This is a genomic window from Mycolicibacterium obuense, assembly GCF_055397605.1.
Map to the genome: position 1 here is coordinate 4,920,158 of NZ_AP043663.1, position 26,856 is coordinate 4,947,013.

At 66.8% G+C, this 26,856-nt stretch carries 31 protein-coding genes; 7 read left to right on the forward strand and 24 right to left on the reverse strand.

What is annotated here, in order from left to right:
* Positions 1–3: 3 nt before the first annotated feature.
* Entirely contained in the window at positions 4–723 is a 720-nt protein-coding gene (locus tag ACZ50N_RS23655; protein WP_464473894.1) for a polyprenyl-phospho-N-acetylgalactosaminyl synthase PpgS, read from the forward strand.
* The gene (locus tag ACZ50N_RS23660; RefSeq protein ID WP_046364500.1) at positions 720–1,088 is read left to right on the forward strand and encodes a DUF2304 domain-containing protein; all 369 of its coding nucleotides are present in this window, start codon (positions 720–722) and stop codon (positions 1,086–1,088) included. The genes ACZ50N_RS23655 and ACZ50N_RS23660 overlap by 4 nt, the downstream gene beginning before the upstream one ends.
* Here the strand turns inward: ACZ50N_RS23660 and ACZ50N_RS23665 are convergent.
* Entirely contained in the window at positions 1,067–2,005 is a 939-nt protein-coding gene (locus tag ACZ50N_RS23665) for a GDP-mannose 4,6-dehydratase (protein WP_046364501.1), read from the reverse strand. The genes ACZ50N_RS23660 and ACZ50N_RS23665 overlap by 22 nt on opposite strands.
* Here ACZ50N_RS23665 and ACZ50N_RS23670 point away from each other — a divergent pair.
* Positions 1,971–3,812, forward strand: coding sequence for a hypothetical protein (locus ACZ50N_RS23670; RefSeq protein WP_464473895.1), 1,842 nt, complete (start codon positions 1,971–1,973; stop codon positions 3,810–3,812). The two genes, ACZ50N_RS23665 and ACZ50N_RS23670, sit on opposite strands and share 35 nt — an antisense overlap.
* 18 nt (positions 3,813–3,830) lie before the next feature.
* Here ACZ50N_RS23670 and ACZ50N_RS23675 read toward each other — a convergent pair whose 3' ends face one another.
* Positions 3,831–4,637 carry a carbon-nitrogen hydrolase family protein gene (locus ACZ50N_RS23675; RefSeq protein ID WP_464473896.1) on the reverse strand — a complete coding sequence of 269 codons (807 nt, stop codon included), beginning with the start codon at positions 4,635–4,637 and terminating at the stop codon, positions 3,831–3,833.
* Between the two features lie 528 nt (positions 4,638–5,165).
* Here ACZ50N_RS23675 and ACZ50N_RS23680 point away from each other — a divergent pair.
* The 3 genes from ACZ50N_RS23680 to ACZ50N_RS23690 are packed head-to-tail and all read left to right on the forward strand — an operon-like array spanning position 5,166 to position 6,199.
* On the forward strand, positions 5,166–5,801 hold the full coding sequence (locus ACZ50N_RS23680; protein ID WP_464473897.1) for a tyrosine-type recombinase/integrase: 636 nt from the start codon (positions 5,166–5,168) through the stop codon (positions 5,799–5,801).
* Positions 5,802–5,834: 33 nt separating this feature from the next.
* Complete coding sequence (locus tag ACZ50N_RS23685) at positions 5,835–5,972, forward strand: hypothetical protein (RefSeq protein WP_464473898.1); 138 nt, start codon at positions 5,835–5,837, stop codon at positions 5,970–5,972.
* Positions 5,969–6,199 carry a hypothetical protein gene (locus ACZ50N_RS23690; RefSeq protein WP_464473899.1) on the forward strand — a complete coding sequence of 77 codons (231 nt, stop codon included), beginning with the start codon at positions 5,969–5,971 and terminating at the stop codon, positions 6,197–6,199. Before ACZ50N_RS23685 ends, ACZ50N_RS23690 begins: the two co-directional genes overlap by 4 nt.
* 4 nt (positions 6,200–6,203) lie before the next feature.
* Here the strand turns inward: ACZ50N_RS23690 and ACZ50N_RS23695 are convergent, their stop codons facing one another.
* The 7 genes from ACZ50N_RS23695 to ACZ50N_RS23725 are packed head-to-tail and all read right to left on the reverse strand — an operon-like array spanning position 6,204 to position 9,850.
* Complete coding sequence (locus ACZ50N_RS23695; protein WP_464473900.1) at positions 6,204–6,620, reverse strand: putative phage holin; 417 nt, start codon at positions 6,618–6,620, stop codon at positions 6,204–6,206.
* Positions 6,620–6,802 carry a DUF7620 family protein gene (locus ACZ50N_RS23700; RefSeq protein ID WP_464475701.1) on the reverse strand — a complete coding sequence of 61 codons (183 nt, stop codon included), beginning with the start codon at positions 6,800–6,802 and terminating at the stop codon, positions 6,620–6,622. Before ACZ50N_RS23700 ends, ACZ50N_RS23695 begins: the two co-directional genes overlap by 1 nt.
* The gene (locus ACZ50N_RS23705) at positions 6,802–7,071 is read right to left on the reverse strand and encodes a hypothetical protein (protein WP_464473901.1); all 270 of its coding nucleotides are present in this window, start codon (positions 7,069–7,071) and stop codon (positions 6,802–6,804) included. Before ACZ50N_RS23705 ends, ACZ50N_RS23700 begins: the two co-directional genes overlap by 1 nt.
* Positions 7,071–7,322 carry a phage holin gene (locus ACZ50N_RS23710; RefSeq protein ID WP_464473902.1) on the reverse strand — a complete coding sequence of 84 codons (252 nt, stop codon included), beginning with the start codon at positions 7,320–7,322 and terminating at the stop codon, positions 7,071–7,073. The genes ACZ50N_RS23705 and ACZ50N_RS23710 overlap by 1 nt, the downstream gene beginning before the upstream one ends.
* 10 nt (positions 7,323–7,332) lie before the next feature.
* Positions 7,333–8,208, reverse strand: a complete 876-nt coding sequence (locus tag ACZ50N_RS23715; RefSeq protein ID WP_464473903.1) for a hypothetical protein — start codon at positions 8,206–8,208, stop codon at positions 7,333–7,335.
* The gene (locus tag ACZ50N_RS23720) at positions 8,205–8,633 is read right to left on the reverse strand and encodes a hypothetical protein (protein WP_464473904.1); all 429 of its coding nucleotides are present in this window, start codon (positions 8,631–8,633) and stop codon (positions 8,205–8,207) included. Before ACZ50N_RS23720 ends, ACZ50N_RS23715 begins: the two co-directional genes overlap by 4 nt.
* 2 nt (positions 8,634–8,635) lie before the next feature.
* Positions 8,636–9,850: a C39 family peptidase gene (locus ACZ50N_RS23725; protein WP_464473905.1), complete on the reverse strand. Its 1,215-nt coding sequence runs from the start codon at positions 9,848–9,850 to the stop codon at positions 8,636–8,638.
* 438 nt (positions 9,851–10,288) lie between these two features.
* Between ACZ50N_RS23725 and ACZ50N_RS23730 the strand changes: the two genes are divergently transcribed.
* Complete coding sequence (locus tag ACZ50N_RS23730) at positions 10,289–11,311, forward strand: acyltransferase family protein (protein ID WP_464473906.1); 1,023 nt, start codon at positions 10,289–10,291, stop codon at positions 11,309–11,311.
* Here ACZ50N_RS23730 and ACZ50N_RS23735 read toward each other — a convergent pair.
* Genes ACZ50N_RS23735 through ACZ50N_RS23805 form a run of 15 tightly spaced genes read right to left on the reverse strand, consistent with a single transcriptional unit; the run spans position 11,286 to position 26,855 of the window.
* A complete protein-coding gene (locus ACZ50N_RS23735; protein WP_464473907.1) occupies positions 11,286–11,600 on the reverse strand; it encodes a hypothetical protein in 315 nt (104 codons plus the stop codon). The genes ACZ50N_RS23730 and ACZ50N_RS23735 overlap by 26 nt on opposite strands.
* Before the next feature lies 1 nt (position 11,601).
* A complete protein-coding gene (locus ACZ50N_RS23740; RefSeq protein WP_464473908.1) occupies positions 11,602–13,590 on the reverse strand; it encodes a hypothetical protein in 1,989 nt (662 codons plus the stop codon).
* Between the two features lie 2 nt (positions 13,591–13,592).
* On the reverse strand, positions 13,593–14,255 hold the full coding sequence (locus ACZ50N_RS23745; protein ID WP_464473909.1) for a hypothetical protein: 663 nt from the start codon (positions 14,253–14,255) through the stop codon (positions 13,593–13,595).
* Positions 14,256–14,277: 22 nt separating this feature from the next.
* Complete coding sequence (locus ACZ50N_RS23750) at positions 14,278–15,066, reverse strand: hypothetical protein (protein WP_464473910.1); 789 nt, start codon at positions 15,064–15,066, stop codon at positions 14,278–14,280.
* Entirely contained in the window at positions 15,066–15,464 is a 399-nt protein-coding gene (locus ACZ50N_RS23755; protein ID WP_464473911.1) for a phage tail fiber protein, read from the reverse strand. Before ACZ50N_RS23755 ends, ACZ50N_RS23750 begins: the two co-directional genes overlap by 1 nt.
* Positions 15,465–15,482: 18 nt before the next feature.
* A complete protein-coding gene (locus ACZ50N_RS23760; RefSeq protein ID WP_464473912.1) occupies positions 15,483–15,779 on the reverse strand; it encodes a phage fiber-tail adaptor protein in 297 nt (98 codons plus the stop codon).
* Positions 15,780–15,815: 36 nt separating this feature from the next.
* Entirely contained in the window at positions 15,816–16,625 is an 810-nt protein-coding gene (locus ACZ50N_RS23765; RefSeq protein WP_464473913.1) for a PE-PPE domain-containing protein, read from the reverse strand.
* Positions 16,625–16,891 (reverse strand): hypothetical protein, encoded by a 267-nt coding sequence (locus ACZ50N_RS23770; RefSeq protein WP_464473914.1) that lies wholly within the window; start codon positions 16,889–16,891, stop codon positions 16,625–16,627. Before ACZ50N_RS23770 ends, ACZ50N_RS23765 begins: the two co-directional genes overlap by 1 nt.
* Complete coding sequence (locus ACZ50N_RS23775; RefSeq protein WP_464473915.1) at positions 16,892–17,974, reverse strand: hypothetical protein; 1,083 nt, start codon at positions 17,972–17,974, stop codon at positions 16,892–16,894.
* Entirely contained in the window at positions 17,974–18,603 is a 630-nt protein-coding gene (locus tag ACZ50N_RS23780) for a hypothetical protein (protein ID WP_464473916.1), read from the reverse strand. Before ACZ50N_RS23780 ends, ACZ50N_RS23775 begins: the two co-directional genes overlap by 1 nt.
* Positions 18,600–19,574, reverse strand: coding sequence for a hypothetical protein (locus ACZ50N_RS23785; protein ID WP_464473917.1), 975 nt, complete (start codon positions 19,572–19,574; stop codon positions 18,600–18,602). The genes ACZ50N_RS23780 and ACZ50N_RS23785 overlap by 4 nt, the downstream gene beginning before the upstream one ends.
* 34 nt (positions 19,575–19,608) lie before the next feature.
* On the reverse strand, positions 19,609–21,300 hold the full coding sequence (locus ACZ50N_RS23790; protein ID WP_464473918.1) for a Gp37-like protein: 1,692 nt from the start codon (positions 21,298–21,300) through the stop codon (positions 19,609–19,611).
* A gap of 21 nt (positions 21,301–21,321) precedes the next feature.
* Positions 21,322–22,263: a hypothetical protein gene (locus tag ACZ50N_RS23795; RefSeq protein WP_464473919.1), complete on the reverse strand. Its 942-nt coding sequence runs from the start codon at positions 22,261–22,263 to the stop codon at positions 21,322–21,324.
* A complete protein-coding gene (locus ACZ50N_RS23800) occupies positions 22,260–23,621 on the reverse strand; it encodes a transglycosylase family protein (protein ID WP_464473920.1) in 1,362 nt (453 codons plus the stop codon). Before ACZ50N_RS23800 ends, ACZ50N_RS23795 begins: the two co-directional genes overlap by 4 nt.
* Positions 23,622–23,633: 12 nt before the next feature.
* Entirely contained in the window at positions 23,634–26,855 is a 3,222-nt protein-coding gene (locus tag ACZ50N_RS23805) for a hypothetical protein (protein ID WP_464473921.1), read from the reverse strand.
* Position 26,856 lies beyond the last annotated feature (1 nt).

A 26,856-nucleotide genomic window follows, 5' to 3' on the forward strand; every position in this document is an offset into this window, starting at 1 on the left:
ACTTTGTTGCGCATCGACATCTCCGGCCCCTCTGACCAGCGCTCCCGCAACGTGTGGATCGTGATTCCCGCCTACTGCGAAGCGACGGTGATCGAGGAGGTCATCGGTGAGGTGCGCGCCGTGTTCCCCCAGGTGGTCTGCGTCGACGACGGCAGCAGCGACGGCACCGGGGACGCCGCACTGCGTGCCGGCGCGCACGTCGTCACCCATCCGGTCAACCTGGGTCAGGGGGCGGCCATCCAGACCGGTGTCGAATACGCCCGCGCCCGGCCCGGCGCCGCACTGTTCGCGACGTTCGACGCCGACGGCCAGCACCGGGTCGACGATGTCGTCACGATGATCGACCGCCTGCGCGCCGGCGACGTCGACCTCGTCGTCGGCAGCCGCTTCGCCGGCGGCCCGACCCAGACCCCGCCGCTCAAGCGGCTGGTCCTGCGGACGGTGGCGACGCTGAGCCGACGCAACCGCAGCCTCGGCCTGACCGACGCACACAACGGGCTGCGGGTGTTCAATCGCCGCGTCGCCGATGAACTCGACCTGACCATCAGCGGGATGGGACACGCCGGCGAATTCATCGTCCTGGCCGACGAAAAGGGTTGGCGGGTGGCCGAAGTGCCCGTCGACATCCGCTACACCGACTACTCGAAGGCCAAAGGCCAGCCGTTGCTCAACGGGGTCAACATCGTCTTCGACGGCCTGCTGCGCAGGAGGACCACCCGATGAACTGGATTCAGGTACTGCTGATCGCATCGGTGCTCGCGCTGCTGGTGTACCTGCTGCGCTCGCGCGGCAGCGCCCGCTCGAAGGCGTGGGTGAAGGTCGGCTACGTGCTGTTCGTGATCGCCGGCATCTACGCGATCCTGCGTCCCGACGACACCACCGTGGTCGCGAACTGGCTGGGCGTGGACCGCGGCACCGATCTGCTGGAGTACGTGCTGATCATCGCGTTCGCGTTCACCACACTGTCGACGTACATGCGGTTCAAGGACATCGAGCTGAAGTACACCCGGCTGGCCCGCGCCGTGGCGCTGCAGAACGCACGCGAGCCCGTCGACGATCCCGGGGATCAGATCTCGGCGCGGAAGTAGTCCACAGTCCGGGCGACCCCGTCGCTGAGCCGGACCTGCGGCTGCCAGCCCAGCACCTCGTTGGCGCGGCTGTTGTCCAGGCAGGACCGGCGCACGTCGCCCAGGCGCGGCGGGTGGAACTCAGGCTCATCGGATGTGCCTGCAGCGCGCGCGATCTCGGTGTGCAGCTGCCGCGTCGAGGTCTCCACGCCTGTGCCGATGTTGAAGCGCTGCCCGCTGCCGGCGTCCCCGGAGGCACGGACGAACGCGTCGACGACGTCGTCGACGAACACGTAGTCGCGCGTATCCGATCCGTCCCCGAAGATCTTCGTCGGCCGCCCGGCGAGCAGCGCGCGGGAGAAGATCGCGACGACGCCGGCCTCGCCGTGCGGATCCTGGCGCGGCCCATACACATTGGCGGGTGCGATGTGGCTGCAGTCCAACCCGTAGAGGTTGCGGAACATCCCGAAGTACACCTCGCCGCAGACCTTGCTGGCCGCATACGGCGAGGCCGGGTCGAGCGGGTTGTTCTCATCGGTGGGATAGCGGGGCGTGGCGCCGTACACGGACCCGCCCGACGAGGTGTGCACGACCTTTCGGACGCCGGCCAGCCGGGCGGCCTCGGCGAGGCGCACCGTTCCCACCACGTTGACGCTGGAATCGAACACCGGCTCGGTGACCGAGCGGCTGACCGAGATCTGAGCGGCCAGATGGAAGATCACCTCCGGCTTGACGTCGGCGAGCAGGGACACCAGGTCGGCGTCGACGATGTCGGCCTTGACGAAGTCGAAGGTGTCGTGCCGCTCGGCCGGCCCCAGATTCTCGCTGCGGCCCGAGCTCAGATCGTCGAGCCCGATCACCGTGTGACCCTCGGCCAGCAACCTGTCGACCAGTGTCGATCCGATGAAACCGGCTGCCCCGGTGACCAGTGTGCGCACGGGGTCACCATACCGGCGGCACCGTCGTGGCCCGCGCATCCGTACAGTCGCAGGCGTCATGAAATGGGTCGCCCGCGCCGCCGTCGCCCTCATCGTGCTGCACCTGGCCGTCCGGGCGGCGCTCGCGTTCGGCGGCTACTTCTACTGGGACGATCTGATCCTCGTCGGCCGCGCCGGCACCCAGCCGCTGCTCTCGCCCGGCTACCTGTTCGACGACCACGACGGCCACGTCATGCCCGGCGCGTTCCTGCTGGCCGGACTGACCACCAGGATCGCCCCGCTCAACTGGATCGGTCCCGCGATCAGCCTCCTGGTGCTGTCCCTGGTCGCGGCTCTGGCGCTGCTGCGCGCACTGCACGCGATCCTCGGATGGCGGCCGGCGCTGTTGACCCCGTTGACGTTCGCCCTTTTCACGCCGCTGGCAGTGCCGAGCTTCGCGTGGTGGGCGGCCGGGCTGAACTCCCTGCCGATGCTGGCCGCGCTGGCGTGGGTGTGTGCCGATGCGATCCAGCTGGTACGCACCGGTGCCGTCCGCTACGCGGTGACCGGTACGGCGGCGCTCTTCGGCGGGCTGCTGTTCTTCGAGAAGGCCGCGATCATCCCGTTCGCGGCGTTCGCGATCGCCGCGGTGTACGGCTACGTGACCGAATCGGCGAGCGTCGGGCAGGTGTGGCGCCGTGGCCGCCCTCTGTGGCTGGCGTGCCTGGCGGTGACGGCGGCGTGGGTGGGTGTCTACGTCACAGTGGTCGACCAGCAGCGGTGGAGCTTCGACCTGGCGATGACCGGTGAGTTGCTGTGGCGCTCCGTCACCCACGGCATCGTGCCCGGTCTCGTGGGCGGACCGTGGGAGTGGCAGCGCTGGGCGCCGGCCTCGCCGTGGGCCACCCCGCCGGTGGCCGTGATGGTGCTCGGGTGGGTGGCGCTGGCGGCCGCGGTGGTGGTGACGGTGTCGCGGCGCCGGCGGCTGGGCGCAGTGTGGGCCGTGGCGCTGGGCTACGCGATGGCGTGCCAGGTGCCGATCTATCTGATGCGATCCTCCCGCTTCACCGCGCTGGAACTCGCGCAGACACTGCGCTACCTGCCCGACCTGGTGGTCGTTCTGACGCTGCTCGCCGCGATCGGCATACGCGCACCAGCGCGGCGCGCCCCGGCCCGGTGGGAGCGCCCCGTTTTTGCCTGCGCAGCGACACTTTTCGTGGTGAGCAGCCTGTACTCCACCTCGACGTTCCTGACCAGCTGGCGCGACAATCCGACCAAGGCGTACCTGCTCGATGCCCGCGCCGGGCTGGCCGCCGCACACGCCGCCTCGAGCGCGCCGATGCTGGACCAGGAAGTCGACCCGCTGGTGCTGCAGCGGGTGGCGTGGCCGGAGAACCTCACCTCGCACATGTTCGCGCTGCTCTCCGACCGTCCTGAATTCAGCTCGGCCACAACCGATCTGAGGATGCTCGACTCCTCAGGCCGGCTCGTCGACGCCGTCGTCACGTGGGTGCGCAGCATTCGACCCGGCCCCGATCCGCGGTGCGGATACCTGGTGCAACCCGACTTCCCCGTCCGCATGCCGCTCGACGGGCCGCTGCTGCCCGCCGACTGGACGGTGGAGCTGAATTATCTTGCCAATTCCGATGGTTCGATCCTCGTGCAGCTCAGCGAGGGAGACCAGGTCAAGGTGCCGGTGCGGCCCGGACTCAACCGGGTGTTCGTCAGGCTGCCCGGTGCGGGCGACGCGATCACCGTGATCGCCAACACCGCCGCACTGTCGGTGTGCATGGCGTCGGGGCCCGTCGGCTTCCTCGCCCCGCGGTGACCCTCAGCGTTCGACCCCTCAGCGTTCGACGACGGTGAACCGACGCAGTGTCAGCGCCGGATTCTTCTGGCGGACCTGCTCGATGCGGTCGGGACTCAGCGTCGCGGACACCACTCCGGCGTCCTCACCCAGCGAGGCCAGCACCACACCCATCGGATCGACGATCATGCTGTTGCCCGCACCGAACCGGCCGCACTGGTCGGCAGCCGCGACATAGACGGTGTTCTCGATCGCGCGGGCACGCACCAGCGTGGTCCAGTGGTTCTCCTTCAACGGGCCGGGCACCCACTCCGCCGGGATCAGCACGACGTCGGCGCCGGCGTCGACCAGCCGCCGCGTGGACTCGGGGAAGCGCAGGTCGTAGCAGGTCTGCATGCCGCAGGTCAGTGCGCCGACGGTGAATGTCTGCGGGGTGGCGATCTCGCCGGCTCGCACGACGTCGGATTCGGTGTAGCCGAACGCGTCGTACAGGTGCACCTTGCGGTAGGTGGCCGCGACCTCGCCGCCGTCGTCGATCGCCAACAGCGTGTTGTGGATCTGCTCCGCGCCGTCGGTGGTCTCGTTCATGCCGGCGACGATCGTCACCGCCTCGCGCTGCGCCAGCTCCTGCAGCGCCGAGACGAACGGCCCGTCCAGAGGCTCCGCCGAACCGAGGAATCGCTCGTCCATCGTCGACGCGGTGAACATCGCGTACTCGGGAAACACCACCAGCTTCGCGCCCTGCGTCGCGGCCTCGGTCACGTGACCCCTGATGGCCTCGAGGTTGACGTCCTTGTCCTCACCGGGGGCGAACTGCGCGACGGCAACGGTGACCGACGTCGTCATGACTGTCTCCTAGTCGTCGGTGGGAGTCAGGGGGCGTCGGGAGACGACGAGGAAGGTGGAGCCGCCTGGGGGAATCGAACCCCCGACCTATTCATTAGAAGCCTATAGGAATCGGCGGAAACCCACTCCTATATTCCGGGGCGCTGGCCGTCCGGACCGCCGCTTGGCATAGGTTGCGAACGCGTGGTTTCACATGTTGCTGACGGCACGATTTGTCAGATTCATCACTTTCCGGCACAGTCGGTTGTCATGGGGGATGTACCGGGTTCGGCCCGCAACCTCGTTGAGATGTGGCAAATCTGGCAGTACGCCCAGTCGTTGTCTCACCGCACGGTGATCGAGCGAGTCGAAACGATCAAGCGGATGTCGAAGTGGTCACGCACCGCCCCCGAGCTGGTGACGGACTCTCAGATCGCTGTGTGGCTTGCACAGGGTGATTGGTCAGCTCGGACGCGCATGACCTACCACTCAGCGTTGACGGCCTGGTTCCTGTGGCTGCAGGTTCAGGGGCACCGGATCGACAACCCCATGGTCAAGATCGGCAAACCAAAACGCCCTCGCAGCGAGCCCCGCCCCGTCACCAACTCTGACCTCTGCCGCGTGCTCGGCGTTCGTATGCATCGCCGGACACGCGCCATGATCCTGCTCGCCGCTTTTGCTGGCTTCCGCGTCCACGAGATCGCCCGCGTGCGCGGCGAGCACATCGATCTGATCGAACGCAGGATCACCGTGCACGGGAAAGGCGACGTCACCGTGACCCTGCCGCTGCATCACCGGATCGTGGAACACGCCTACCGATTCGACATGCCGCGCACCGGATGGTGGTTCCCCGGCAGCGATCGCGGCCATCAGCGGCGGGAATCCGTGGGCGGCTCGATCAAGGACGCCATGACGCGTGCCGGCGTCCAGGGCTCGGCGCACCAGCTGCGGCACTGGTTCGCTTCCGAGTTGCTCGCCAACGGCGTCGACCTGCGCACCGTACAGGAACTGATGCGGCACGCGTCGGTAGCCTCGACGCAGATCTACACCAAGGTCACGGATGAGCGGCGCATCGCCGGCATCGACAGCCTGGACCCGATGCGGCGCCGAATTACGCCGGCAGCGCCGGTGAGCGGGACAACGACGGCACCCATCGACATGCGATCCCTGCTGCGCGCAGGTTGACGTAAGTACCAATTATCGGAGGCGAGCACCCACATGCCACACCAGCATCAGCAGCCAGCAGCCGACGTCGACGTCGCAGTGCTGCTCGCGCTGACCCGCATCGCGGTCGCCGTGACGCTGCCCGACGACGAACGGCAGCCCGCTGGCACTCCCGAGGCGCGTGCGGCATGAGGCAACTGCTTGCTCTGCTGTTCGTCATCGGCGCGATCGGCGCGTACTTCTGGTACATCGCCGCCGTCGCGGTGACCTGGTTCGTCGTGTGGGCACTGCTGTCCGTGATCCGCATCGAGTGCCGTTGCCGCGCGGACCTCGTCGCCCGTGCCGACCAGCAACACGCCTGGGTCTTATGCGGGGACCTTCGCGGTACCTATGGTGAGGCCTTCATCGCGACCGGATGAGCGCTTACAGAGGCGGCAGATCTGTTCGCGGCCGCGGGCCGGTTCGCGGCTCACCCCCACGATCGAGGTTCTGTTCGCGGATCAACGCGATGTCCATCGTGAAGTACGCCAGCGCGAGCACCGCGTAGATCGTGAAGCGGATCTCGTTGCGGAACGGGTAGTCCTGCCCGATCCACGTCGTCGCGACGATCTGCCAGAGCGCCGCACTCAGCAGCACCGACTTCGCGAGGAAGATGCGGCCGATGCGGTTGGACCGCCAGTTCGACCGCAGCAGGTAGAGGATCGTGAAGATCGTCACGAACACTGCACCGAGGGTCAGTGACCACGCGGCCGCCCGCCAGTAGTCGACCGTGGCTCCCAGTGCGTCGATGATGAACGTCGAGGTGATGATCGATCCGCCGACGGCATAGATCCCCCGCATTACGCCTCTCTCCGACTCATGGCCTGTTGCAGCATCTCAGTGAATCCATTCGCACGCACCGCATCTCGATACTTCGCGGTCACCTCGCGCGAGTGCTCGGCGAGCTGGTCTACGGCCTTGCGACTCTCCTGTGCCGCCTCGGCGTGACGCTCGGCCTCGGCGACACGCTGCCAGGGCCACATCACGTGTCCTGCCTGGATGCTGCGATCTCGCGGCGGATGGTGCCGAGCAGGCTGGTGCTCGCCTGGTCGGCGACGTTCTTCTCGATCAGCGCCGCAACCGCGGTGTCGCGCGCCTGCTCAGCGTCAATCGCGCGGGCGAGCGTGGCGCGGTATTGCTTGCCGATCACGAGACGCTCAGTGACCAGCGCCCAGATCAGCAGCGCGCACACGACGGTGGCCAGTGCGGGTGCGGAAAGGTTGCCAATGCTCGCCCAGAATCCAGGTGGCATCAGGGCAGGTCGCCGCGGCGGCGCTGCGCGGTGATGGCCGTGGTGGCGGTGCCGCCGAGCAACACCGCGGCGCCGAGACCGACCCACAGGACCGCGGTGTTGGCGTCGACGATGCCGTAGCCCATCAGCACGGCGACCGCGGGGGTGAGGATGCCGTACAGGTATTGGCGCAGCTGAGCAGTGCGCTCGAGGAATGTGGGGGCGGGTATCTCGGCGGAAGTATGGACGTGGTCTTCGCGCGAATCGGTCATGGTGAGACTCCTATGCGGCCGTGAGGAAGTCGATGGCGACCTGTATGCCGGTGCGGCCGCCGAACTCGGGTGCGGGTAGGTGGTAGGAGGTGTGCGCCTGCGTTGATGCGAAGTCGATGAGTTGTGCCGCGGTGGCCGCGGCTTTCTTGAGGTCGACGACCTTCAGCAGAGCGAACGGGTTGCCGGTCAGGACCGCGCCGAGCCCCCCGGCGACGTAGGGCATGGCCCACTGCAGCGCCGCGGCCGCGAACGGTATCGACACCTCGGCCTTGACGAACAGGCCGTAGAACTCGGGCAGGTAAGTGTCCTCCCGGGCGCCGCCGTACATTTCACCTTTATCGCGCACAATGTCGCAGGTGATGCGCCGCAACGGTTTCGGCGTGTACAGCCGTGAGATCCCGGACCCCGGGGGGTTGTTCCCGACGAGGGTGGGGCCGGGCGGCCGGCACGGTGATCCGAACGTGGCGATGCGACGCGGCCGCAGCCCTCGTTGCAGCAGTGCCATCGCGATCCGGATGACGACCTCGGCGCCCTGGCTGTACCCGATGAGATCCAGGTCGAGTTCGGTCAGCTCGTCGAAGACTAGGTCGTCGAGATCCTCGACGGCGTGCACGATCGGGGGCAGCGGCCCGATCAGCACCTCGACGAGGCGCAGGCCTTCGGTGACGCCGATCGCGACGGACTCGTCGTAGGACGTGTTCGGGTCGGGGTTGAGAAACCCGACGGCGGGATAGCCGATGCCCTGCCAGCGGAACCGGCGCTCGACGCCGAGCAGCTCGGCCAGCACCGGGTCCCATTCCCCGTCGAGGGCCCGGCCGACGTCGGCCGGGTAACCGAGGTCCCAGGCTGCCCAGGTGCCGGACGCCGTGAGTTCGAGGGTGGTCACCCGATGTCGCTGAGGTCGACGCCGAGCTTGGCGGCGATCGCGTCGAGCTTGCGGTCGATGACGTCGCCATAGCTGGCCGCGTCGCGGGCGTGGCCCAGCAGCGTGTCCTTGTTGCTGCGCTTGCCGCGCAGCCGGGCGAGCGGGAGACGGGGCTGCCAGAACGTGACTTCGAACAGCACCCGGAAGATCGCGTTGCGGATGCCCAGCGGCCCGAAGTTCGCGCCGTCCTCGCGGCCCGCGTCGTAGGTCTCGCCGGGTAGCGCCGCACCCTCGAGGAGCTCGCGTGCAACGCGAGACACCTTGTCCTGCAACGAGCGAACGTTCGCGGAGTCCTTCGCCCAGTCAGCGACGTTTCGCCAGAGCTTCACGACGTGGTTGTCGCCGGCGCCGGTGAGCTCGTTGGTGACGTCCTGTGCAGATGCCATGGTCAGATTCCCATCAGTTCGTTGTACGGGGTCGCCCAGTCCTCGACGAGGGCCAGGAGGTCGGTGCCCATGCCGAGGGCGCGGTTGTAGCGGGCGATGCGGTCGTCGATGCCGTAGGCGCGGCGGCTGGTGCCGATCCAGGCCGGGGCGTTGATGGCCTTCGACGCGTTCTCGATGTCGCGGGCGTCGGCCCATCGATTGACGTTGTGGGTGGTCCAGTACCAGATCGCACCGATGAAGCCGTACTGGTCGGAGGCGAGTTGGTCGGGCTGGTCGACGAAGAAGGTGGCCGTCGGGGCCAGGCCGCGGCCGAATGCCCACTGGGAAAGGGCGCGGTAGTTGTCCTTGCCGGTCACCTGCAGGGGTCCGCGGCCGCGGTATCGGTAGCCGTCGCCAGGCTGATCGTTGCCCATGCGGCCCTGGTAGGTGAGCTGCTGCGATGTCGGTCCCCACAGCTCGGTGAAGTACTTCAGACCGACCGATTCGTGGCCCCACTGCGCGGCGACCATGGCGATGCGGTCGACGGTGGTGCAGTCGCAGGCGGCCAGCGCGGACGAAAACGCCGGCAGCAGTTGGCCGTAGCGGTCGAGCGAGACCACGCCGCCCATGGCCTCCGACAGCGTGGCCACGGCGTCGATGCTTGGTGAGGTCGGCGTCGGTACGTTTTCCGCCGGCGCGACGTCGGCGTAGGCGTAGCCCTTCGGCACGATCAGTGTCGCGAGCTGCGTCAAGCTGAGCCAGTATTCACGCGGCCAGAAACCCGAGTCGACCACCCACACGGCGCGCGCCTGATCGTCGTAACCCATGATCGCGACGTAGTGGTAGATGGTGCGATTCGACGGGTACGACGGCGATGCCGTGTCGAGAATGGCTTGCGGCCGGTTGCCCGGCGGCACAACCCAGTTGACGGCGATACCGAACCCGCCGTCGATCGACTGCCGAATGTTCGACCAGAGCTGCTCTACCTGGCCTTGGCCGGGGTAGTTGGTCAGGCAAACCGTGCGGTAGGGCACGCCGAGTCGTCGATCAAGCACGTTCTCGATGAGCCCGACGTAGTCGGTGCCGCCCTGGTCGGTTCCGAGCTCCCCGGCCAGCGTCGCCTCGTCGACGAGCTGACCACGACCGGACAAGATCGTCTGCGTGGTCGCCGGCCCACAGAACCAGCCGGTGTCCTGGCCGAGGCGGGCCTTGTCGTAGCCGAGGATCTTCTGCGTCATCCGTTGCCCTCTCAGAGGCTCTTGATCAGTGGCGCGTCGAAGAACTCGGACAGGCCAGCAGCGATGAACACGGCGATGAGGCCGCCGAGCGCGGAGCCGGCCGCGATCGCGGCCACGCAGCGCATCACATCTGCCACCAAACGCGATCGGGTTGTGCGAGAGCGGTCATGTCACCTTTCGGGTAGAGTTCGGACTTCGCCATGGGGGGTGAGATGAGAAAACGTCGTCGTTCAAGGCGTGAGCCAGAGTGGGAAGACAAACGCCGAATTGTGGGCTATGTGCTGCTTGCGGTGTTGACGGTCGTCACGATCTCTGTGGCCATCTACGCCTTGAATCAACCCAATGCGGGAACGCTTGACATTCCCATTCCTGGGCTAGCGCCTGACAGGCCGCAGCAGCCCGCCGGGCCAGGCGGCTAGAGCCAACTCCGGGGGGATTGTGGCCGAGAACATCGCGAAAACGTCTGACCGCCTGTGGGCGCTTGATGGGCTGCGCGGGTTCGCGGCCCTCGCTGTTGTCGCCTACCACTACCTGTACCGCGGACCCCAGCTGTACGACGACCTCGGTCCTGCACACCCCGTCTTCCAGTGGGGCCAGTACGGGGTACAGCTGTTCTTCATCATCTCAGGCTTCGTGATCTTCAACTCCGCCTGCAAAGACCCCACGAAACGGTTCTTCGCGAACCGGGCGATCCGCCTTTACCCCGCCTACTGGGTCGCGGTCATCCTCACCTTCACTGTGGTAGCTGTGGTCGGACTGCCCGGGCGGGAAGTGTCAACCCCGGTTGCGCTGTTCAACCTCACCATGCTCGAGGGGTTTTTCAACGTCCCCTACGTCGACGGGGCGTACTGGACGTTGGCGGTGGAGTTGACGTTTTACGTCACCATCGGGGTTCTCGCCCGCACCCGGGCTCTGACTGACCGTTGGCTGTTCCTCACGCTGTTCGCTTGGCTGGCGGTTGGTTTCGGCGTCCGGGTGCTGAGCTTCCTCGTCGACAACACTGTGACGGGCATCGTGGGTGGGATCGCGTACTGGATGCCGTTGTTCATCGTGGGTATCGCGTTGAACGTTGCCCACCGCACCGGGAAGAAGCTGCTTCCCGCCGCTGTGATTGTGGCGTCGTTCTGCGTCGTCGCCCCCGGCGATGTCATGGTGTTGCCGGCCCTGCTGGTCAGCACCGTCCTGGTGATCGTCACCCTCCACATACGGCTATCCGAGAAGGTGCGGCCGGTGTCGAACTACCTCGGTGAGTTGTCGTATCCCGTGTATCTGGTGCATCAGAACATCGGGTACGTGATCATGCTGGCGTTGGAGGCGCTGCCTCAACTATGGGCGGTTGCGACAGCCGCAGCCGCGGCGATAACCCTGGCCACGGTGATCGGCTACGGCATTGACCGGCCAGCGCGGAAACGCTTGCGGGCGGCTACTCGGCGCTTCACTGCTGATCGTGTTGTGACGTGAAGTAGTCACGCGCGGCGTCCAACTCTTCGTCCGTCAGTGACGGTGGTCGCCACGTCTCCAAGGTCTCGAGCACGCTCACAGGGCTTTCCTCAAGGATGACCTTGCTCAGAGCGCGGATGACCAATTCCTCGCGCGAGGGTTGCTGGTTGATGCGCCAGACGAAATCGCCGTCCTCGGTTTCGTCGATCTCCCACTCTCTGCGACATCCTGGGCAAATCCAAGTTTGTGCCGGATACATGCCCTTCGGCACCTCGCCGCGGACCGGAACTTCGCACCGATGCTGGCCCATATCAGGAGATCCTGGCATAGAACTGGGATGACCCGGAGTTCGTCAGACTTGCGGCGGTGATCGACGCTGGCAGATCGCTTTGGCCCGGCAGGATTCCACACAGCCTCGGGGCGACGGCGAGCTCGGCCGATCCCGCGTTGCCTGAGTTCCCGACCAACGTGGGCATCGTCGCGCCCGACACCACCAACACTCCTACGGCCAGCCGCGCCGCCCGAGCCACAACGTTAGAGCCGGCAGATGCTGCCGTCAGCGCCCTCGAATAGTTGGTGTTCGCCGCCGCGAGCAGGGCAGTGTCGTTGGCGGTCGAGGCGATTAACGTCAGGTCACCGCTCGCTGCCACGCTGTACAGCCCGATCCGAGCAAGGGTCGGTGTCGCGCCGGCGGCGGTTCCGCCGGACCGCACCCCCACCGTGGTCAGGGTGGCGGCCTTATCCGCATCGAGATACGACAGCAACAGTGACCCGCTACCCCCGAGCCCGACGGAGGTGGTGTTCGTAGCCCACCGGGGAATGGTCAGGAACCCGGCTGTGAGACGGTCCGGCACCATAGGGGCCGAATCGACATACGCCTGCGTCGCGCCCGGCGACGCTGTCAGATGCACTCCGTAGTAGTTCAGGTGATCGTTGGTGTAGAACACGAACAGATCGTGAGCCCCGTTGACGGTCGACAGAACCGGGGTTCCGTTCGGCCAGATGATATTTCCGGCCGCGATCGGCGTTCCCGCGGTGCCCGCCACCCAAGAGCTGACGGTGGCAGGAGCGCCCGAGGCGGGCTGTTGCAGCCGTACGACGTACATGGCCACTTGGGGCGGGGATGTGCTCTGTGAGCCGCTGTACCGGAAGTAGACGGTGGAGGCGCCGTTCGGCAACTGGTAGAACCCGACGTTGCCGGTGTCCATCTGGAAGATCAGCGCGCCGGAGGAATAGGTGCGGCGAAGATCGGTGCCGGTCACCGAGCCGATGGTGCGCAGCCCTTGGTTGATGGTGACACCGCCGAGTGAGCGGGAGTTGATGCGACCAGAGAATGCGACGGTGAAGACGTTCGCGGAGCCGGCCGCCCACACCTGGCTGCCGCCAAAATTGATGCTGCCCGTAGCGTTCACACGGGCGTTCGCGCTGACATTGAAATCCTTGTGGGTGACCGCGAGGCCACCCGAGTTCTCCACGCCAATGTCGAGGGTGCCGAGGAACTCAGTGTGATCGGTGGAATCCCCCTCGGTGCCCACCCCGAACGCGACACCTGTGTTCGCGGAAGCGTGAGTGCCGAAGTTTCCACGCATCTTGACGTCCACACCAACGAACTGCGTCCCCGGATTGCCGGATGCGACCGCGACCGAACCCTTGCGGATGGAAACACCGTTTTGGCCGACGCCGGCCTGAACGGCAAGGTCGTACGAGCTGTAGTCGAAGCTTCCCGCCGTATCGACGTCGTAGCCGGTGTTGTTCTCGAAGACAACGCATTCGGTGCATTTTTCGACGGATGCTCGGATGTGGCATCGCTCGGACCATGAGTAGCGGTTGTCGCCCCACAGGCCCTTGCTACCAGACTGCCCGAACCCGACGATGCGGATGTTGCAGTCAAATTCGCCGATGTCGCCGTAGCGCAGGCCCCAGGAGTTTACGCCCGCGTTCCAGCCCATGATGGTGAGATCATCAAGCTTCGCGGAACCTTGAGGGGAGGCTAGGGCGACCGATGCCTCCCGGAAAGTGACAGCGCCGGCGTTGCTGCCGCGGAAGTCGATGATCGTCGCACCGATGCCTTGCCCCTTGGCCGACTGGCCCGCCTTGAACGTCGCAAGACCGCTCGCGAGCTTGTATGTGCCGGCGCCGAACACCAACACGCCCGGCTTAGTGCCCATCGCTGCGCGAGCAGCAGCAACGGCGGTATCAGAGAACGTAGCGCCGGTCTTATCCGGGCCGTAATCATCGACATAGTAGGCGGGCCGCCCTGGGAGCCTCGACCAAACAGTGGGCGCGTCAAGGATTCCCATACTCAGCTCACCACAATCGCGGGTCGGGCCGTCACCGCACCAGAGGTGTCGCGGGTCATGGCGGGTTGGGTGTAAGTGGTCGTCACTCCAGCGAGAACGTGGGTTACGGCATAGGAATTGATGGCTCCGGGAAAGTCGATGGACTCTGTGCCGGTGAGTACTCCGGTAGCACCGTCAGGCCATGCAACTGAGAACCCTATGGCGGCCCCGTTTGAGGACCGGGTGATAGTTCCGACAGCGATCTGATCAGGATTTGCAGCAAGACTTTTGAGCAGGTCGCTGCTGGCGACGAGGGCCGGATTGAGCGACGACGCGATGGTCTCGACGTTGTCCGTGACGTACTTGCCGACTGCTACGGCGAGCAGCTCGGCTGGAACGTTTGGCGGGTACGAGATCGCATCCTCAAGCAGATGGGCAAGGGTGTATCCCCCGGGGAGGATGTCTGGAACGAGGAATTGGTACAGCTTGTTGCCGTGTCGCGCTTCGACGTAACCCGGCAGGAGGTCGACGGTGAGCACCCCGCCTTCGGGTGTCACCGGTCGAGAGGTGTCGGTGATGAGGTGCCCGTCAGCCGCTCGCAGAACTGTGGCGAAGGTCCACGGCCGGTTGTCTCCGCGAGCGGTGATGTCGGAGATCGGTGTTTCGATGCGATGAGCAGTCGCCATGGGTGGTCAATCCCCAATCTGGTCAGGCTAGTTCGTTAATGGGCGCGCCGGCGGGGATCTCCCAGAACTTGCCGGGCGGGGCGGTGCGGTAGGTGCCGCCGCTGCAGGCAAGTGAGATCCCGAGCGGGATGGTGACCGATCCGCGCACCTTGGCGGGTGCAAGGTCAACGGCGAACGCTGCCCAGTTCGGCGTGGCCAGGTTGTGAGTGGCGGTCAGGGTGAGCGATCCGTTGTTGCCGGCGGCGTCCTGCTGCAGCAGCGACCCCCCGCCCAGCATCGCCAAGGATTGCCGTTTGGTTCGGTTGTTGCCGGTTTTGGTGTATGTGCGGCCTTTGCCGACGCCATGCCACGACACGCCGCGGTGGGCCGGCAGGCCGGTGTTGACGGTCAGGCTGTTGCTCGTCGTTGATCCGCCGCCGGCGTCCACCGGTGTGCCGATCGACTCGACGCCCTGATAGGTGCTCGGGATGAGCATCAGGTTGCGGGTGAGCAACTCGGTCGGGACGCCGCTGTAGGCGAGCGTGACCGTACGCGGCCCCGGCGGGGGGTCCTCGAGCTTGTACACCGCGAGCATGCCCTTGTTGGAGTCCCAGCGGCGCGGCGCGGCCAGCAGGCTCATCGCCGTTCCGCCCCATGTCGGGGCGAACGTGGCGGCGGTCAAGTCGACCTCCGTGGTCAGCAGCACGGCCAGGAACGCCGCGACGTCCTGGGCGAGACTGCTGCCGGGGTGATTGACCGACTCGCTGCCTGAGCTGGTGCCGCCGCCGAACAGGTCCTGACCGACCGAGACGGCGTCGAGTTTGGCCGGCATCAGGACGCCGCCAGGCCCTGCACGAACGCGATCGCCGCGGTGTCGAGCTGGAAATCGTCGCCGTTGGCGAGCTCGGCCGGCTTGGCGAGCCGGCCGTTGCCGATCCACACCGACGTGCTCGGGTCGATGCGGTCGTGGAAGCTGATCCACTTGACGATCTGGCCGGTGCTCGACGACCACTCCGGCACGCCGGTGTTTTCGATCGCGGCGTTGTCGGCGGCACTGAAGAACACCTGCGTGCGATCGTCGTCGATCGAGGGGTTGAGCAGACCGCCCAGGCCGGGGTCCTCGAGGTGCATCTGCCCGAACCACCCCGGGATGACCAGCGCGTCACCGCGGCACAGTGTGTTGAGCAGTCCGTTCAGGACGAACTCGCTGAATCCTGCTGAATCACTCATGGTTTCGTACGCGCCTCTCTACTTCTTGACGATGTGCAGTCGCATGGTCTGGGAGAGCCGGCGGCCGGTGTCGCTGGTGATCTCGTGGATGACGTCGCAGGTGGTGTTGATGACGCCGCCGGTGCCCCACCACACCGACATGCTGCGCGTATGGGTGCCGGACACCTGCACGATGCCGGTGCCCTCGACGATGAAGTTGTGCGCCACGATGAAGTCGTTGGGGCCGAGGATCTGCAGCCAGCCGATGCCGTAGCCCTCGACCTCGCTGGGCGCTTTCGGCCACTGCGGAATCCACAGTCCATCAGCGGATTTCACTAGCCGTCGAATAGCCGGCATATCAGAACCTTGCTTTCATCCGAAGGGCTTCCAGCGCGGTACGTAGGTATTCACCAGGCGCTTGGTGGCGGTGTTCCAGCCGAGGAATGAGGTGATGCGCCGCACGGTCGGTGTCGGCACAGTGAAGGGCCGGTTGTAGGCCGAGTCGATGACGGGTCGGTCGTCGTCGTCGGCCTGTTGCACCGCGGCGCTGGCGCGGAACGCTTTTCCGACCGTGGGCACCGGCCAGGTCGGTGCGAGCAGGTAATGCACGTTGCCCTCGACGAGCTCGACGTTGGCGGGGTCGTTGACCGCGACCTGTGAGTAGTCCAGGTGCAGAAACAATCCGGCGATCGCGGCGCGGTGAGCCAGGTCGTTCATCTCCCCGGTCGGGTAGTCGCACCAGAATTCATACTGCCGGGCAATGTCGTACATCGTGTACGGGGTGTCCGCGGGCGGCCCGATGCCGCCGTAGATCGCCGGCAGGCCGGCGTCGGGCACGGTCGTCACTCCGCCGTACTTGCGTTCCGGGTTGCCGGTGCCGACGAAGATGACGTCGTCGGGGTCGATGTCGGAGTCGGGGCCGATGTCGCGCAGCCACTTGCAGGCCACCTGTGTGCCCATCGAATGGGTCTCGACGATCTTCTTGCCAGGGTAGGCGTGGAGCGCAGCGTCGAGGTTGTCGCGCCCCTCTTCGGCGTTGTCCATGCTGGGGATGGTGGTGTAGCGGACGTCGCGTCGAACGTAGTTGTCGCGGAACAGATCACCGCGTAAGTGGTTCGGTGCCAATGTTGCACGCCCGAGGTTGCCAGCGGGCGCCAGGCACAGCGTGATGATCGAGGCCATCAGTTCTCCGTATCTGCCATAGTCGCCGCGAGAGCGTCGACAAGGGCCAGGCCGGCGGCATCCCAGTCCCCTGCCCATTGACTGACCCACCCGGACGATGCGACGAACAGGTACAGATCGCCGGCTTGCGGCGGCGCCAGTGTGGTGCTCGCATGAAAGGTGTTGGTGGTTGGTCGGAACCACAGGTACTCCCCCGCGGTGACCAGGTCCTCGAGCTGGTCCGCCAGCTCGTCGAGATGGTCGGCCAGCTGCTCGAGCACGCTCATCTACGCTGCCTCTCCGATATCGACGGCGTCGACCGTGATGGACGCCCAAGGGATGTAACGGTTCTCGCGCACCATGTCGGCGAACGCATAGCTCGAGGGGATGCCCTGCGAGTAGGCGGGAACTACGTAGCACCAGGCGTCGAGGACGGGAACGTTGCGGCTCAGGGGCGGCTCAGGTACCGCGGCGAATCGTCGCGTGGTCTGCAGCAGCCCGGGGGCGGTCTGCTGGTGTGCGACGAATAGCAGCTGGCCGGGTTTGGTCTGGCCGCCGGCACCGGTGAGCGCGATACTCGTTTCGTCGGGGAGGTCTCCTAGGCTGCCGACGTTGGCCTCAGCGTCTTTGATGTCTCCGGATGTCCAGATCTTCTCGACGTTCCCCGTGAGCGGGTTGTAGCCGCACAGCGCGATTTCGTAGTAGTCGATCGAGAAAATCGATGTGTCGGCGCCGACTACCCAGCGGATCGTGGTGGCGGTTCCGACGCGGTCGGCCACCACCGGGATGTAGAGAATGTCGCCGACCGACGACCCTTTGCCCGCGACCGGACGGATGGTCGGTAGCACTCCCTGATGCAAGTATCCGACGGTGTCCTCTGCGGTCAGGATGTCGGCGTAGCGGGGCTTGTTGTTGGAACCCGACGCAATCGCCACGGTCTGCAGCAGCGCACGCGGCACGCTGGCCATGTCGTCGAGCGCAGACAGCCAGGCGGGGGTGGCGTTCGATGCGGCGGCGATCTGCTCGAGGGTGGTGATTGCCTCGGTGTGCTCAGTGAGCTTGTCGGGGATTGCCTCGAGGCCGTCGAACAGGTCGTTGATGTTCGGCCAGATGTCCCCTGGCCGTTTGAGCAGGCTCTTGGACAGGGCGTTGAGCACGGACCACAGCAGCGGGCCTTGCGGCATCTTGGGGTGCCCGTCCCACGGGTCGTTGCGGCCGAAGTCTGTGCCGTAGGCGTCCTCTTTGAGCTCGCGGACGACGACGTCTTGGGTGCGTCCGGCGGCGCCGGAGATCGAACCGTTGTTGCCGGTGAACCCGTACTTGGCTGCCTTGGGGTCGATCCCGGCCGGCCCGTCGGGCATCACCGCCATCAGGTGTCGCTTTCGGGCTCGAGCTTGTCGGGTTCCATATCGCCGGCATCGCGGTGGGCGATCAGCTTGCGCTCGACGTCGCCGAACCTGCCGAGCAGCTCGGCGCCGAGCTGCTCGCGCAGCGAGGTGTCGCCGCGCTCGGCCGCCGCCAGAGCTTCCTCGACGCGGTCAGCGAGGTCGCGCAGCGCCGGCACACGGCGCAGCGCCTGCAGCGCCGACGGCATGTCGCTGGGCGGCGGGCTGCCCGGCTTGGCAGGGTGCGTCGCGGCCGCGGCCACATCGCCGAGCGAGCTCGGCTCCCACCGCCACCCAAGCTGGTGGAAGCCAGTGGCAATGTCGACGCGCGAGGCGTGCGGGATGAACCCGAGCGTGGTGGCCAGCGCGGCGATCTCTTCGGCGGCTCGCGGGTTGGGCTTGGGCGGGGACAGCATGTCCGCGGTGGCCGACAGCGGGGCCAGCCGCAGCGGCGCCCAGTTACCCATCCGCTCGGTGCCGGGCTCCTGCACGGCCTTGCGGGTCGCGAGGTCCTCGTGGTGCTGCCAGCCGGCCGTGACGAGCTTCTTGGCGATCGGTGCGCGCCCGGGCGGCGCGACGAACCACAACTGTCGCGTGAGCAGCTCAGCGCTCACACGGCATCCCGTGCTGCGCAGCTGACCACCCGCACACCGGAATTCAGCAGGGCCGCGTCGAAGTTCATCCCCATGTGCCGGTAGCCGCGGCCGTGCGGCACGATCGCGGCCTCGTCGGTCCACCGGGCCATCGGAGACAGACTGTCGCCCTTGTAGACGGAGGTGACCATCGGCGACAGCACGGTGCCGTCACCGGTGACTCGGATCAGGTAGTCGTCGAGGTTGGCGACGGTGTTCGCGACCGGTGTGATCCGGTCGACGATCGCGTTGGGTCCGCTGAGTGTTCCGAGGTGCAGCTTTTTGTTGCCGACGCTGGTCTCGAGCTGCATCACCAGGCCGGTGGTCAGGTTGATGTCCGCGCAGACGATGAACCCGCTCTTGCCGTTCTGCGAGGACCACGGGTTGACCACGCGGACGCGGACTTCGATGGCGTCGCCGGTAAATTCGCGCACGTAGCGGATCGAGCTTTTCTGGTCCCAGATGCCGTCGACGCAGACCCCGTTGGGTAGGCCGAGTGCGGAGTGGTCGTAGATCTTTGTGCGGCCGGTGACGGGCTTCCACTTGGTGCCCAGCGCGTCGCGTTGGAATGAGTCGGAGAACGCTTGCGGTGGGATGGCTGCTTTCGAGGGCGGGGTGGCGTAGAAAGCTTCGCGGCGCAGCACGTTGCCGTGGCGGATCTGTTCGACGTCGCCCTGGTGGTCGATGTAGATCTCGAAGTTCGCGCCGTTGGGGATCAGGTCCATCTCTTCGGCGTCACCGCGGGGGTAGATGCCGTCGGGCTGGATGGGGAGCTCGAGGTCGTCGATGATCAGGTCGCCGGAGCTGTCGGTGAACCGGGCGAAGCAGTAGGCGCCGTCGGGCCAGACCTGCACGCCGTTGTTGTTGGGGTGCAGGTAGGGCGGATCGGTCATCGGATGCGGTTTCCACACGCTGCCCCGCGACAGGATGACGGCACCGATCAGTGACTGCACCACAGCACCTCGTGAATCATGTTGTGCTCCCTTGTCACTGGATCAGGTGGACGCCGATGTCGGCGATCTTGTCGAGTGCGCGCTTGAGCAGCTTGGAGTGCCGCTCGCCGCGGGACATCGCGGCCTTGGACTGGCCGCACTTGGTCAGGAATTCCGAGTGGCCGGTGTCGTTGCCGCTGAGGGTCTGTTCCTCGGTCTGGTTGATGAACAGCATGTCGATGCCCATGCGTTGGATCTCGCCGTCGCTCGAGGAGATCCGGTCACCGATCTGGTAGTGCAGCCCGGGGATGACCCAGGTCGAGTCGTCGACGACGAAGGTGTGGTTGGTCTCGGAGTCGGTGGCTTTCATGCCGCCGCGGGCGGTCGCGGCAGCTGAGAGCGACCACACGTTCTGCTCGGCGCCGGACTGGTAGATCTCCCACAGGTGCACCCAGCCCATCGAGGTGGCGCGATCGCCGTTCTCGAACTGCGCCCAGGCCAGGATGGTGCCGACCAGGAACGGCATGATCAGATCGGCGGCGATGTCGCCGGCTGAGTCGAAACCGAACAGCAGGAAGTAGCCGAGCAGGTTGCCGACCGCTGAGATCGTCAGCTGGGCGATCGCGTCGGCGGTGGGGTTGTCACCGCCGACGACGACCTGGGATGCGGTGGCCGGCGAGTAGGTGGTCTTGGACTGCAGATCGTTCCACTGCGAGTCGCGGACGCACACGCCGGGCGCGGCCGCCAGGGTGCCGAGCCAGCCGCGCTGCCAGTACTCGTCGGGGTAGAGCGACTGGTCGTCTTGGCGGAAGCGGCGGGAGTCGACGACCACGCCGTCGATCCAGTCGATCACGGTGCGGGTGAAGCCGCCGACCGACGATCCGGAGGTGAAGGTGCCGTCCTCGCGGGCGAACCCGGATCGGTCGGTGATCTCGAAGACCAGGGCGCCGTTGGCGATGTTGTTGTTCAGCAGGCCGGTGGTGGTTTCGCCCTCGTCGGTGAAGATGCGGCGGTAGTCCAGGCACAGCTGGCCGTCGTCGAGGCCGTCGGCGATCACCGAGTCGATCGAGTTCATGCGGGACGCGTAGAGCGCCCACAGCGACGAGTCCTTCAGGAAGGACGGGCATTTGACGTGGACCTGCCAGTCGCCCCAGTCCCAGAAGTCGTCCCACTGCTCGGGATCGAAAGGATCGTCGGGCAGCGTCCAGATGTTCGCCTGCTGCCGCCAGATGTTCAGGAAAATGGTGGTGGCGGCGCCCCAGATCCCTGGCGAGTAGATGAAGAAATCGCGCGGGAACTGAAAAAGCCCCAGTGGCAGTGCGGGATTCGGCGGTCCGAGCAGAAACTGGATGACCTGCATGTCGTCGTTGAAATGCGCGGTCAGGTAGCCGACGCCGTCGATCTTCTCGACCACCCAGTGGTGCAGCTGCCCGGTCCAGCGCCAGGCGCCGCCGCACCGGTCGACCCGCACGACGACGTTCTTGCATTCCTCGGGGGTGTTCGGGATCGAGGCAATCCACTTGGCGAGATAGTGGCTCGTCGGGATGCGGAACATGCCCGGCGAGGACACGTTCTTGCGCTTCTGGAACTTGTGCTCAGCGGTGTCGAGGGCGCTCAGCCGCCCCCGCGGCAGTAGTCCCGGCTCACCTGTCGGGTTGTTGCGATACAGCCGGATTTCGGTCTGGGCACGCTGAATCGCCTTGCGCTGTCTGCGGATCTCGTCGGTGATCGCGCGGGACTGGCGCAAGGCTTCCAGTGTGGGCAACCGTCACACCACCAACGGCGCCGAGAAGGGGGTGTCGTACCACCGCGGCAGGGTCAGCTTCACGTGGACCTGCTCGGTCGCTCCGATCACCCGGACCGTGGCGCCGTTCTCAGGGTCGGCGTCGCCCTCCCCGGGCGGGATGGGGTACTCGAAATCCATTCCAGCTGCGCGGAACCCGACCGGCGTTTCGTTGACCGAGATGTAGGTTTCGAGGTCTGGGCGAGTAAACACCGACGTTTCGCCGTCGGACTCAAGGATCGTCGGGGTGGGTACCGTCTTGCCCAGATCGGCGATCCCGCGGCCGTAGATCTCATTGGCGAACGAGTAATCCGGCAGCTGGTACTTCGCGCCCCAGGACACGTCCCACTCGGCCCAGATGTCCACGGCCGAGGGATTGAAATAGGGCAGCTTGAAGAAGAAGTCGCCCGGGCCGTCGCTGGACCACTCGAACGTGTCGGGGCGGCCGACGTAGAACGGCAGCTCGGCGGCCAGCGTCTGCGTCACCGACCCGTACGCCCACTCGTGCGGGTCACCGCCCTCGAACGGCTGCGTGGAGAACGATTTCGTCGTGTCCAGGGTGCGCAGGCCGAGGTTGCGCACACCGTCGGCGCTCGTGTAGCGGATAACCGCTTCTCTGCTCGGCGAGATGAACATCGCCTTCCAGCGGGAGTAGATCAGGTGCCACAGATCGGAGTCCTGATCAAGGCGGGTGCCGGTCTCGGGATTGATGATGTGGATCGTCCACACCACATCGCGGCGCTTCGGTTTCCAGGACTGGAAGAACTGCCCGTAACCGTAACTGCCCCATTCTGTTTGGATCGGCATGTCGAACAGGCCGGTCGATCCGCGCGCAAGTTCGGGACCCCAGGACATGCCCGGTGGGGAGATGCGGCAGAAGTCCCCGTTGACCCCGAGCACATCGATCGTGTCGAGCTGATGTCTCATTTGTTCGCCAGCTCCGCCTGGGAGGCCTGCGCCTCACGAAGATCCAACTGCTGGAACACCTTCGGGATATCCATGCCGTGGAACGTGTTGTTCTGCACCCGTGGGGTTGCCGTCACCGGCACGTTCTGCTCAGCGCGCACCGTCTGCCCGTAGGGGTTTGATCCCGGCGGTCCGCCGAACGATCCGGGGACCGAGCCCACCAGGAAGCTCGAGCCGACGTTGACCAGGTCCTGGGCGATCTTGCCGCCTTGCTGGAACAGTCCGCCGACGAGCGAGCCCACCGCGCCGGCCGCGGGGCCCGCGCCTGCGGCGCCGGCACCCATCGACGCGGCTGTAGACGCGATGTTGCCCAACGTCGCTGCGCCGGAGGAGATTGCCGTGTCGATCGCTGAGAGGTTGTGGTTCGTGCCGCCGGGTGTGGCCGGCGCGATCTGCGGCGCCGCCCCAGCAGTCACGGGCGTGGGCGCTTCGGGACCGCTGGGCGGCGCGGCCGGCTCCGGCACGGTGGCCGGCGGCTGCGCGACGGACGCCGGCGGTTGGGCGGCTGGGGCAGCCCCGGACTCGATCGGCGCGGGCAGTTGTTTGACCTTGGCGTCGGGCACCGGCTGGAAGCCGCCGCGCGGCTTCGGCAGGATCTTCTGCGCCGCCAACGCGTGCGCCGCGGTCTCGGCCTGCGGCCGGTTCAGGATGTACTCGTTACCTCCGGTGCGGTTGACCACCATCGACGCCCCGGGCGGGACCAGGCCGCCGACATCGTGGGTGGCCGGCACGAACGTGTTCGGCCACGCACCGGGGCCCTGCATGGCCAGCAGACGCTCAGCCGTCATCATCTGCTGCGTCGGGGTCGCGAGGTCAGCTCGCGGCGCGAACTTCGTTCCGCCCGCAGCTTCCCAACTCGACTGCAGGAACTGCAGACCGCCGAAGTAGCCGTTGCCGGTGTTGATCGCCCAGTTACCGCCGGACTCGCCCTGAGCGATCGCCTGCCAGTTCGCATTCCACTGCGGTGCTGCAGCATCGGCGCCGGCCGAGGCGACCGACGCCCCGCCCGGCAGCGGGATCGAGAAGCTCTGGCGGGTGTGGACATGGTTGGCGTGGTCGGCCCAGTCGTTGCGGTAGTAGCCCGGCTGGTCGGTGCCGGGGCCCACGCGGCGGCCGTCGGCGACGCCGATGCGCTGCCCGGTCGTGGGGTTCTGCCAGATGACCTGTTCCATGCCGCCGATAGACGACAGGTACTCGGCGAAGCGCTGCATGTTCTCGACCGGGCCGACCCAGTCGATGCCCTTGTTGACGCCGCTGTCTTCCTGGTGCCCGGGGTAGGTGCTGGGCTTCACGCCGAACGCGGCGCCGAGCTGGTACACCCACGGCGGGAACTACACGCCGGCCCCGCCATAGCCGCCGCTGTTCGATCCGGCAGGCAGTCCGTAGGGTTCCGGTGCGGCGCCGGCTGCGCCGTTGGCGGTGCCGAACGTGGGGATCGCGATCTGCGTGCCGTCCCCGAGCGTGATCGCCTGCTGACCCAGTTGCGGCGCGGCACCCGAACCTGACGCGCCGCTGCCGAGCAGAGCGCCGACGGGGCCGTCGCTGCCGAGGAAGAACTGGCCGGCCTTCTGTCCGGCCTGGTTCCACGCGTTGTTCGGCGACAGGATCGAATTCTCAAGGCCGAAAAAGCCGAGCGCGCCTTGCCACAGCGCCGACCCGAAACTGGTCAGGGTGTTCGACGCCCAGTTGCCCAGCCACGAGGCGGTCTGCTGTCCCCAGGCGCTCATGTTGCCGACCGGGTCGGAACTCGCTGAGGACGCCACCAGGCCCCACAAACCGGGCACCTGGGACATGCGGTCGGCGAAGCTGGGCGCGGCTCCAGCGGTAGGGCCGGGCGGGGTGATGCCGAGCCCGTGCTGGGTCTGCATGCCCGGATCGACCCCAGGCGCCGCGCCGGCTGCATTGGCCAGGCCGCTGCCCAGGCTGATGGCATTACCGATCGGGCCTTGGATGCCCTGGAGGAACGAGCCGAGGATGCCGGGGACCCCGCCGCCCTGGTACGGGTTTGCCGCGATCTGCGGTGCCGCGCCGGCCGCCGGCCCGGGTGCTGCGCCGGGGGTGACCGGGTTCCCGTATTGGTCGACGTAGCCGCCGGGCTCGAAACTGCGGCCCTGGGTGAGCGCCCACAGCGCCTTATCGCCCACGGCCTGGCGAGCGTGCTTGGGCAGAATCCACTCGTCGTCGTGGATCTCGGCGAGCCAGCCGCCGGTCGGGCCGGGTCCGCGGCCAGACGGCGTCGGGCCGCCGCCGTCGAACGCGGGCACCGGCTTGCCGTCGGGTCCGAGGATGGTGCCGTCCGGTGCCAGCGAGTACCCCGGTACGAGACCGGCCGCGACCTTGTCGCGCAACTCAGCGTCGAGCGTTGGTCCGCCGGCTTGGGCCGGCGCGTACGGTCCGGTGGTGTCGTTGCGGTGCTGGTCGGCCTGTTCGGCGGCGCGGCGATCGGCTTCGGCGCGGCCGCGCTGCAGATCTCCGGTGGCGCGGTCGACAACGCTCTTGCCCGCGCCGCCCACGCCTCCGGCGATCGCGCCGGGCACGCCGGCCACCAGGGCCCCGCTCCCAGCGCCGGCAGCGATGTTGGACCCCAGGTTGCCCAGCGCGTCGCCGACACCCGGCGGAGTGGGGCTGTTGGCGTCGTCGTCGCTGAGCAGCTGATCGAGCGCGACACCGCCGACGGTGATCAGCGCCAGTTTCCCAAGAATGCCCTTGCCGCCCTTGCCGCCTTTACCGCCGGAGCCGAGCAAGTTGTTGATCTTGGTCAGGTTGTCGATCAGGGTGGAGACGCCCGAGATCGTCTTCCACGCGGCGAACGCAGTGACCACTCCAGCGATCAGGGTGGGGTGCTCACCGAGAAACTTCGAGATGTCCGCCAGCGGCGGCAGGATGATGGCCGCCCACTCGCGCCCCGCGTCCATCAGCCCGCGGAACAGGCCGGGCAGCGATTCGAGGATGGGTCGCCAGTTTTCGAGGTCCTGGCGGGCCTGCTGGAAGAATTCGCGCAGTTCCTGTTGTCCGTCAGCGGAATTGAGGAATGTGGCCATCCGGCCGGTGAGATCGCTCAGCGTGGACAGCAGGTTCCCGCCGGCCGCCTGGGTGATCGCAGTGAAGCTCTTACCGATGTTGAGGACAATGTTGCCCAGATCGGTGAACCCGTCGATGCCCTCGTCGATCCAGCGGGCCAGACGACCGTCAGAGTCGGCGCCTTCGATGAAGTTGGCGAAGCGATCGGCGACCGCGCCGACGGCGTCGGCGATGCGGGGCAGGGAGTCGGAGCCGGCCGCGACGATAGTGCCGATGCCCCGGACCAGTGGATCGATCGCGCGGGTGAACCGATCCTGCGCGTCGGCGGTGTTGCCCAGGATGCGGTCGAGTAGCCCGCGGCTGTTGTCAGAGCCAACCGAGCGCATCAGCTGAGTAATGTTGCGGTTCCACGCGGTAGCGATGTTCCCCACACCGGCGGTGACCGACGGCAGCAGGCTCGAGGTGAGCTGTTTCAGCTCACCGGCCAAGCCCGCGAACAGCGGCTGCTGGGCTGCCTGGCGGATCTTGTCGCGCGCGTCCTTGGTCTCGACGAGCGCGTCGACGAACTCGCGGGCGTTCGGTGCAAGCTTGGCCATCTCTTCGTTGGCCTTCTGCTGCATCATCGACGCTGCGGTGGCGGTGGCCGCGACGTTGGCCTGGGCGTCGGCAACGGCCTGCTGCGCGCGAACAACACGCTCGTTACCCGAAATGCCCTGCGCGTTGGCTTCGTTGACCCGATCCTGCAGGTCGATGTTGCGTTGGTGCGACTCGACGACCCGCTGATCGGCGGCCTCGACCCGCAGTTGCGCGTCGGCATAATCGAGCGCGTCTTTGTAGCTGCCGGTCATCAGATCCCGGCGTGCTCGCAGCGCGTCGTTGATGGCCTGCTTCTCGCTGATTCGGCCACCGTTGAGCTCGATGTTGAGGTCGGTGACTTCCTGGCGCGTATCGCGGTAGGCCTGAGCAAGATCCTTCTGCGCGTTGCGCAGCGTGTTGGCCGCTCCGGCAGACTGCCGCGCCTGGGCGGCCTGATTCTGTCCCGAGCTGGTTGCGGCCGCGGTGACGGCCTCGTAGGCCGTCTTGACGCCAGACACGCCAATGGCCAAGGTCCCGATGGACGCGACCGCGCCGCCGATCGCGCCGGGCACCACGAACGCCGCTTGTGAAAGCTGTTGCAGCGCACCGGCGAGCTGCGCGACGCCCAACGCGGCAGGGCCCACGGCGGACAGTCCCAGCAGGCCGGCGTTGATGCCGAGAGCGCCACCGCCGCCGCCGAGACCGGAGCTTGCGGTGCGCAGCGCGGCGAGCTGCGCTTGCGCGCGGCCGGTATCGACGTCGACGCGCAGGTTGACTGCGTTGGCAGCCTCGCGGGCACGGAACGCCGCGAGGTGCTGCGCGGCGGTGGTGGTGTCGGCGGTGACCTGAACGGCGAAACTGGCCTGCACGCGGCGCATGTCGGCCTCGAGCTTGGCCTTGAACCCTGTTGGGTCGGGGACTACTGCGAGGCGGGCTTCGCCAGCGTTGTATGCCAAG

Coding starts and splice junctions, on each gene's coding strand:
- ACZ50N_RS23660 (WP_046364500.1), top strand. CDS start 720: ATGAACTGGATTCAGGTACTGCTGATCGCATCGGTGCTCGCGCTGCTG.
- ACZ50N_RS23670 (WP_464473895.1), top strand. CDS start 1,971: ATGAAACCGGCTGCCCCGGTGACCAGTGTGCGCACGGGGTCACCATAC.
- ACZ50N_RS23675 (WP_464473896.1), bottom strand. CDS start 4,637: ATGACGACGTCGGTCACCGTTGCCGTCGCGCAGTTCGCCCCCGGTGAG.
- ACZ50N_RS23680 (WP_464473897.1), top strand. CDS start 5,166: ATGGTCAAGATCGGCAAACCAAAACGCCCTCGCAGCGAGCCCCGCCCC.
- ACZ50N_RS23685 (WP_464473898.1), top strand. CDS start 5,835: ATGCCACACCAGCATCAGCAGCCAGCAGCCGACGTCGACGTCGCAGTG.
- ACZ50N_RS23690 (WP_464473899.1), top strand. CDS start 5,969: ATGAGGCAACTGCTTGCTCTGCTGTTCGTCATCGGCGCGATCGGCGCG.
- ACZ50N_RS23695 (WP_464473900.1), bottom strand. CDS start 6,620: ATGCGGGGGATCTATGCCGTCGGCGGATCGATCATCACCTCGACGTTC.
- ACZ50N_RS23700 (WP_464475701.1), bottom strand. CDS start 6,802: ATGTGGCCCTGGCAGCGTGTCGCCGAGGCCGAGCGTCACGCCGAGGCG.
- ACZ50N_RS23705 (WP_464473901.1), bottom strand. CDS start 7,071: ATGCCACCTGGATTCTGGGCGAGCATTGGCAACCTTTCCGCACCCGCA.
- ACZ50N_RS23710 (WP_464473902.1), bottom strand. CDS start 7,322: ATGACCGATTCGCGCGAAGACCACGTCCATACTTCCGCCGAGATACCC.
- ACZ50N_RS23720 (WP_464473904.1), bottom strand. CDS start 8,633: ATGGCATCTGCACAGGACGTCACCAACGAGCTCACCGGCGCCGGCGAC.
- ACZ50N_RS23725 (WP_464473905.1), bottom strand. CDS start 9,850: ATGACGCAGAAGATCCTCGGCTACGACAAGGCCCGCCTCGGCCAGGAC.
- ACZ50N_RS23735 (WP_464473907.1), bottom strand. CDS start 11,600: ATGGGCCAGCATCGGTGCGAAGTTCCGGTCCGCGGCGAGGTGCCGAAG.
- ACZ50N_RS23740 (WP_464473908.1), bottom strand. CDS start 13,590: ATGGGAATCCTTGACGCGCCCACTGTTTGGTCGAGGCTCCCAGGGCGG.
- ACZ50N_RS23745 (WP_464473909.1), bottom strand. CDS start 14,255: ATGGCGACTGCTCATCGCATCGAAACACCGATCTCCGACATCACCGCT.
- ACZ50N_RS23750 (WP_464473910.1), bottom strand. CDS start 15,066: ATGCCGGCCAAACTCGACGCCGTCTCGGTCGGTCAGGACCTGTTCGGC.
- ACZ50N_RS23755 (WP_464473911.1), bottom strand. CDS start 15,464: ATGAGTGATTCAGCAGGATTCAGCGAGTTCGTCCTGAACGGACTGCTC.
- ACZ50N_RS23765 (WP_464473913.1), bottom strand. CDS start 16,625: ATGGCCTCGATCATCACGCTGTGCCTGGCGCCCGCTGGCAACCTCGGG.
- ACZ50N_RS23770 (WP_464473914.1), bottom strand. CDS start 16,891: ATGAGCGTGCTCGAGCAGCTGGCCGACCATCTCGACGAGCTGGCGGAC.
- ACZ50N_RS23775 (WP_464473915.1), bottom strand. CDS start 17,974: ATGGCGGTGATGCCCGACGGGCCGGCCGGGATCGACCCCAAGGCAGCC.
- ACZ50N_RS23795 (WP_464473919.1), bottom strand. CDS start 22,263: ATGAGACATCAGCTCGACACGATCGATGTGCTCGGGGTCAACGGGGAC.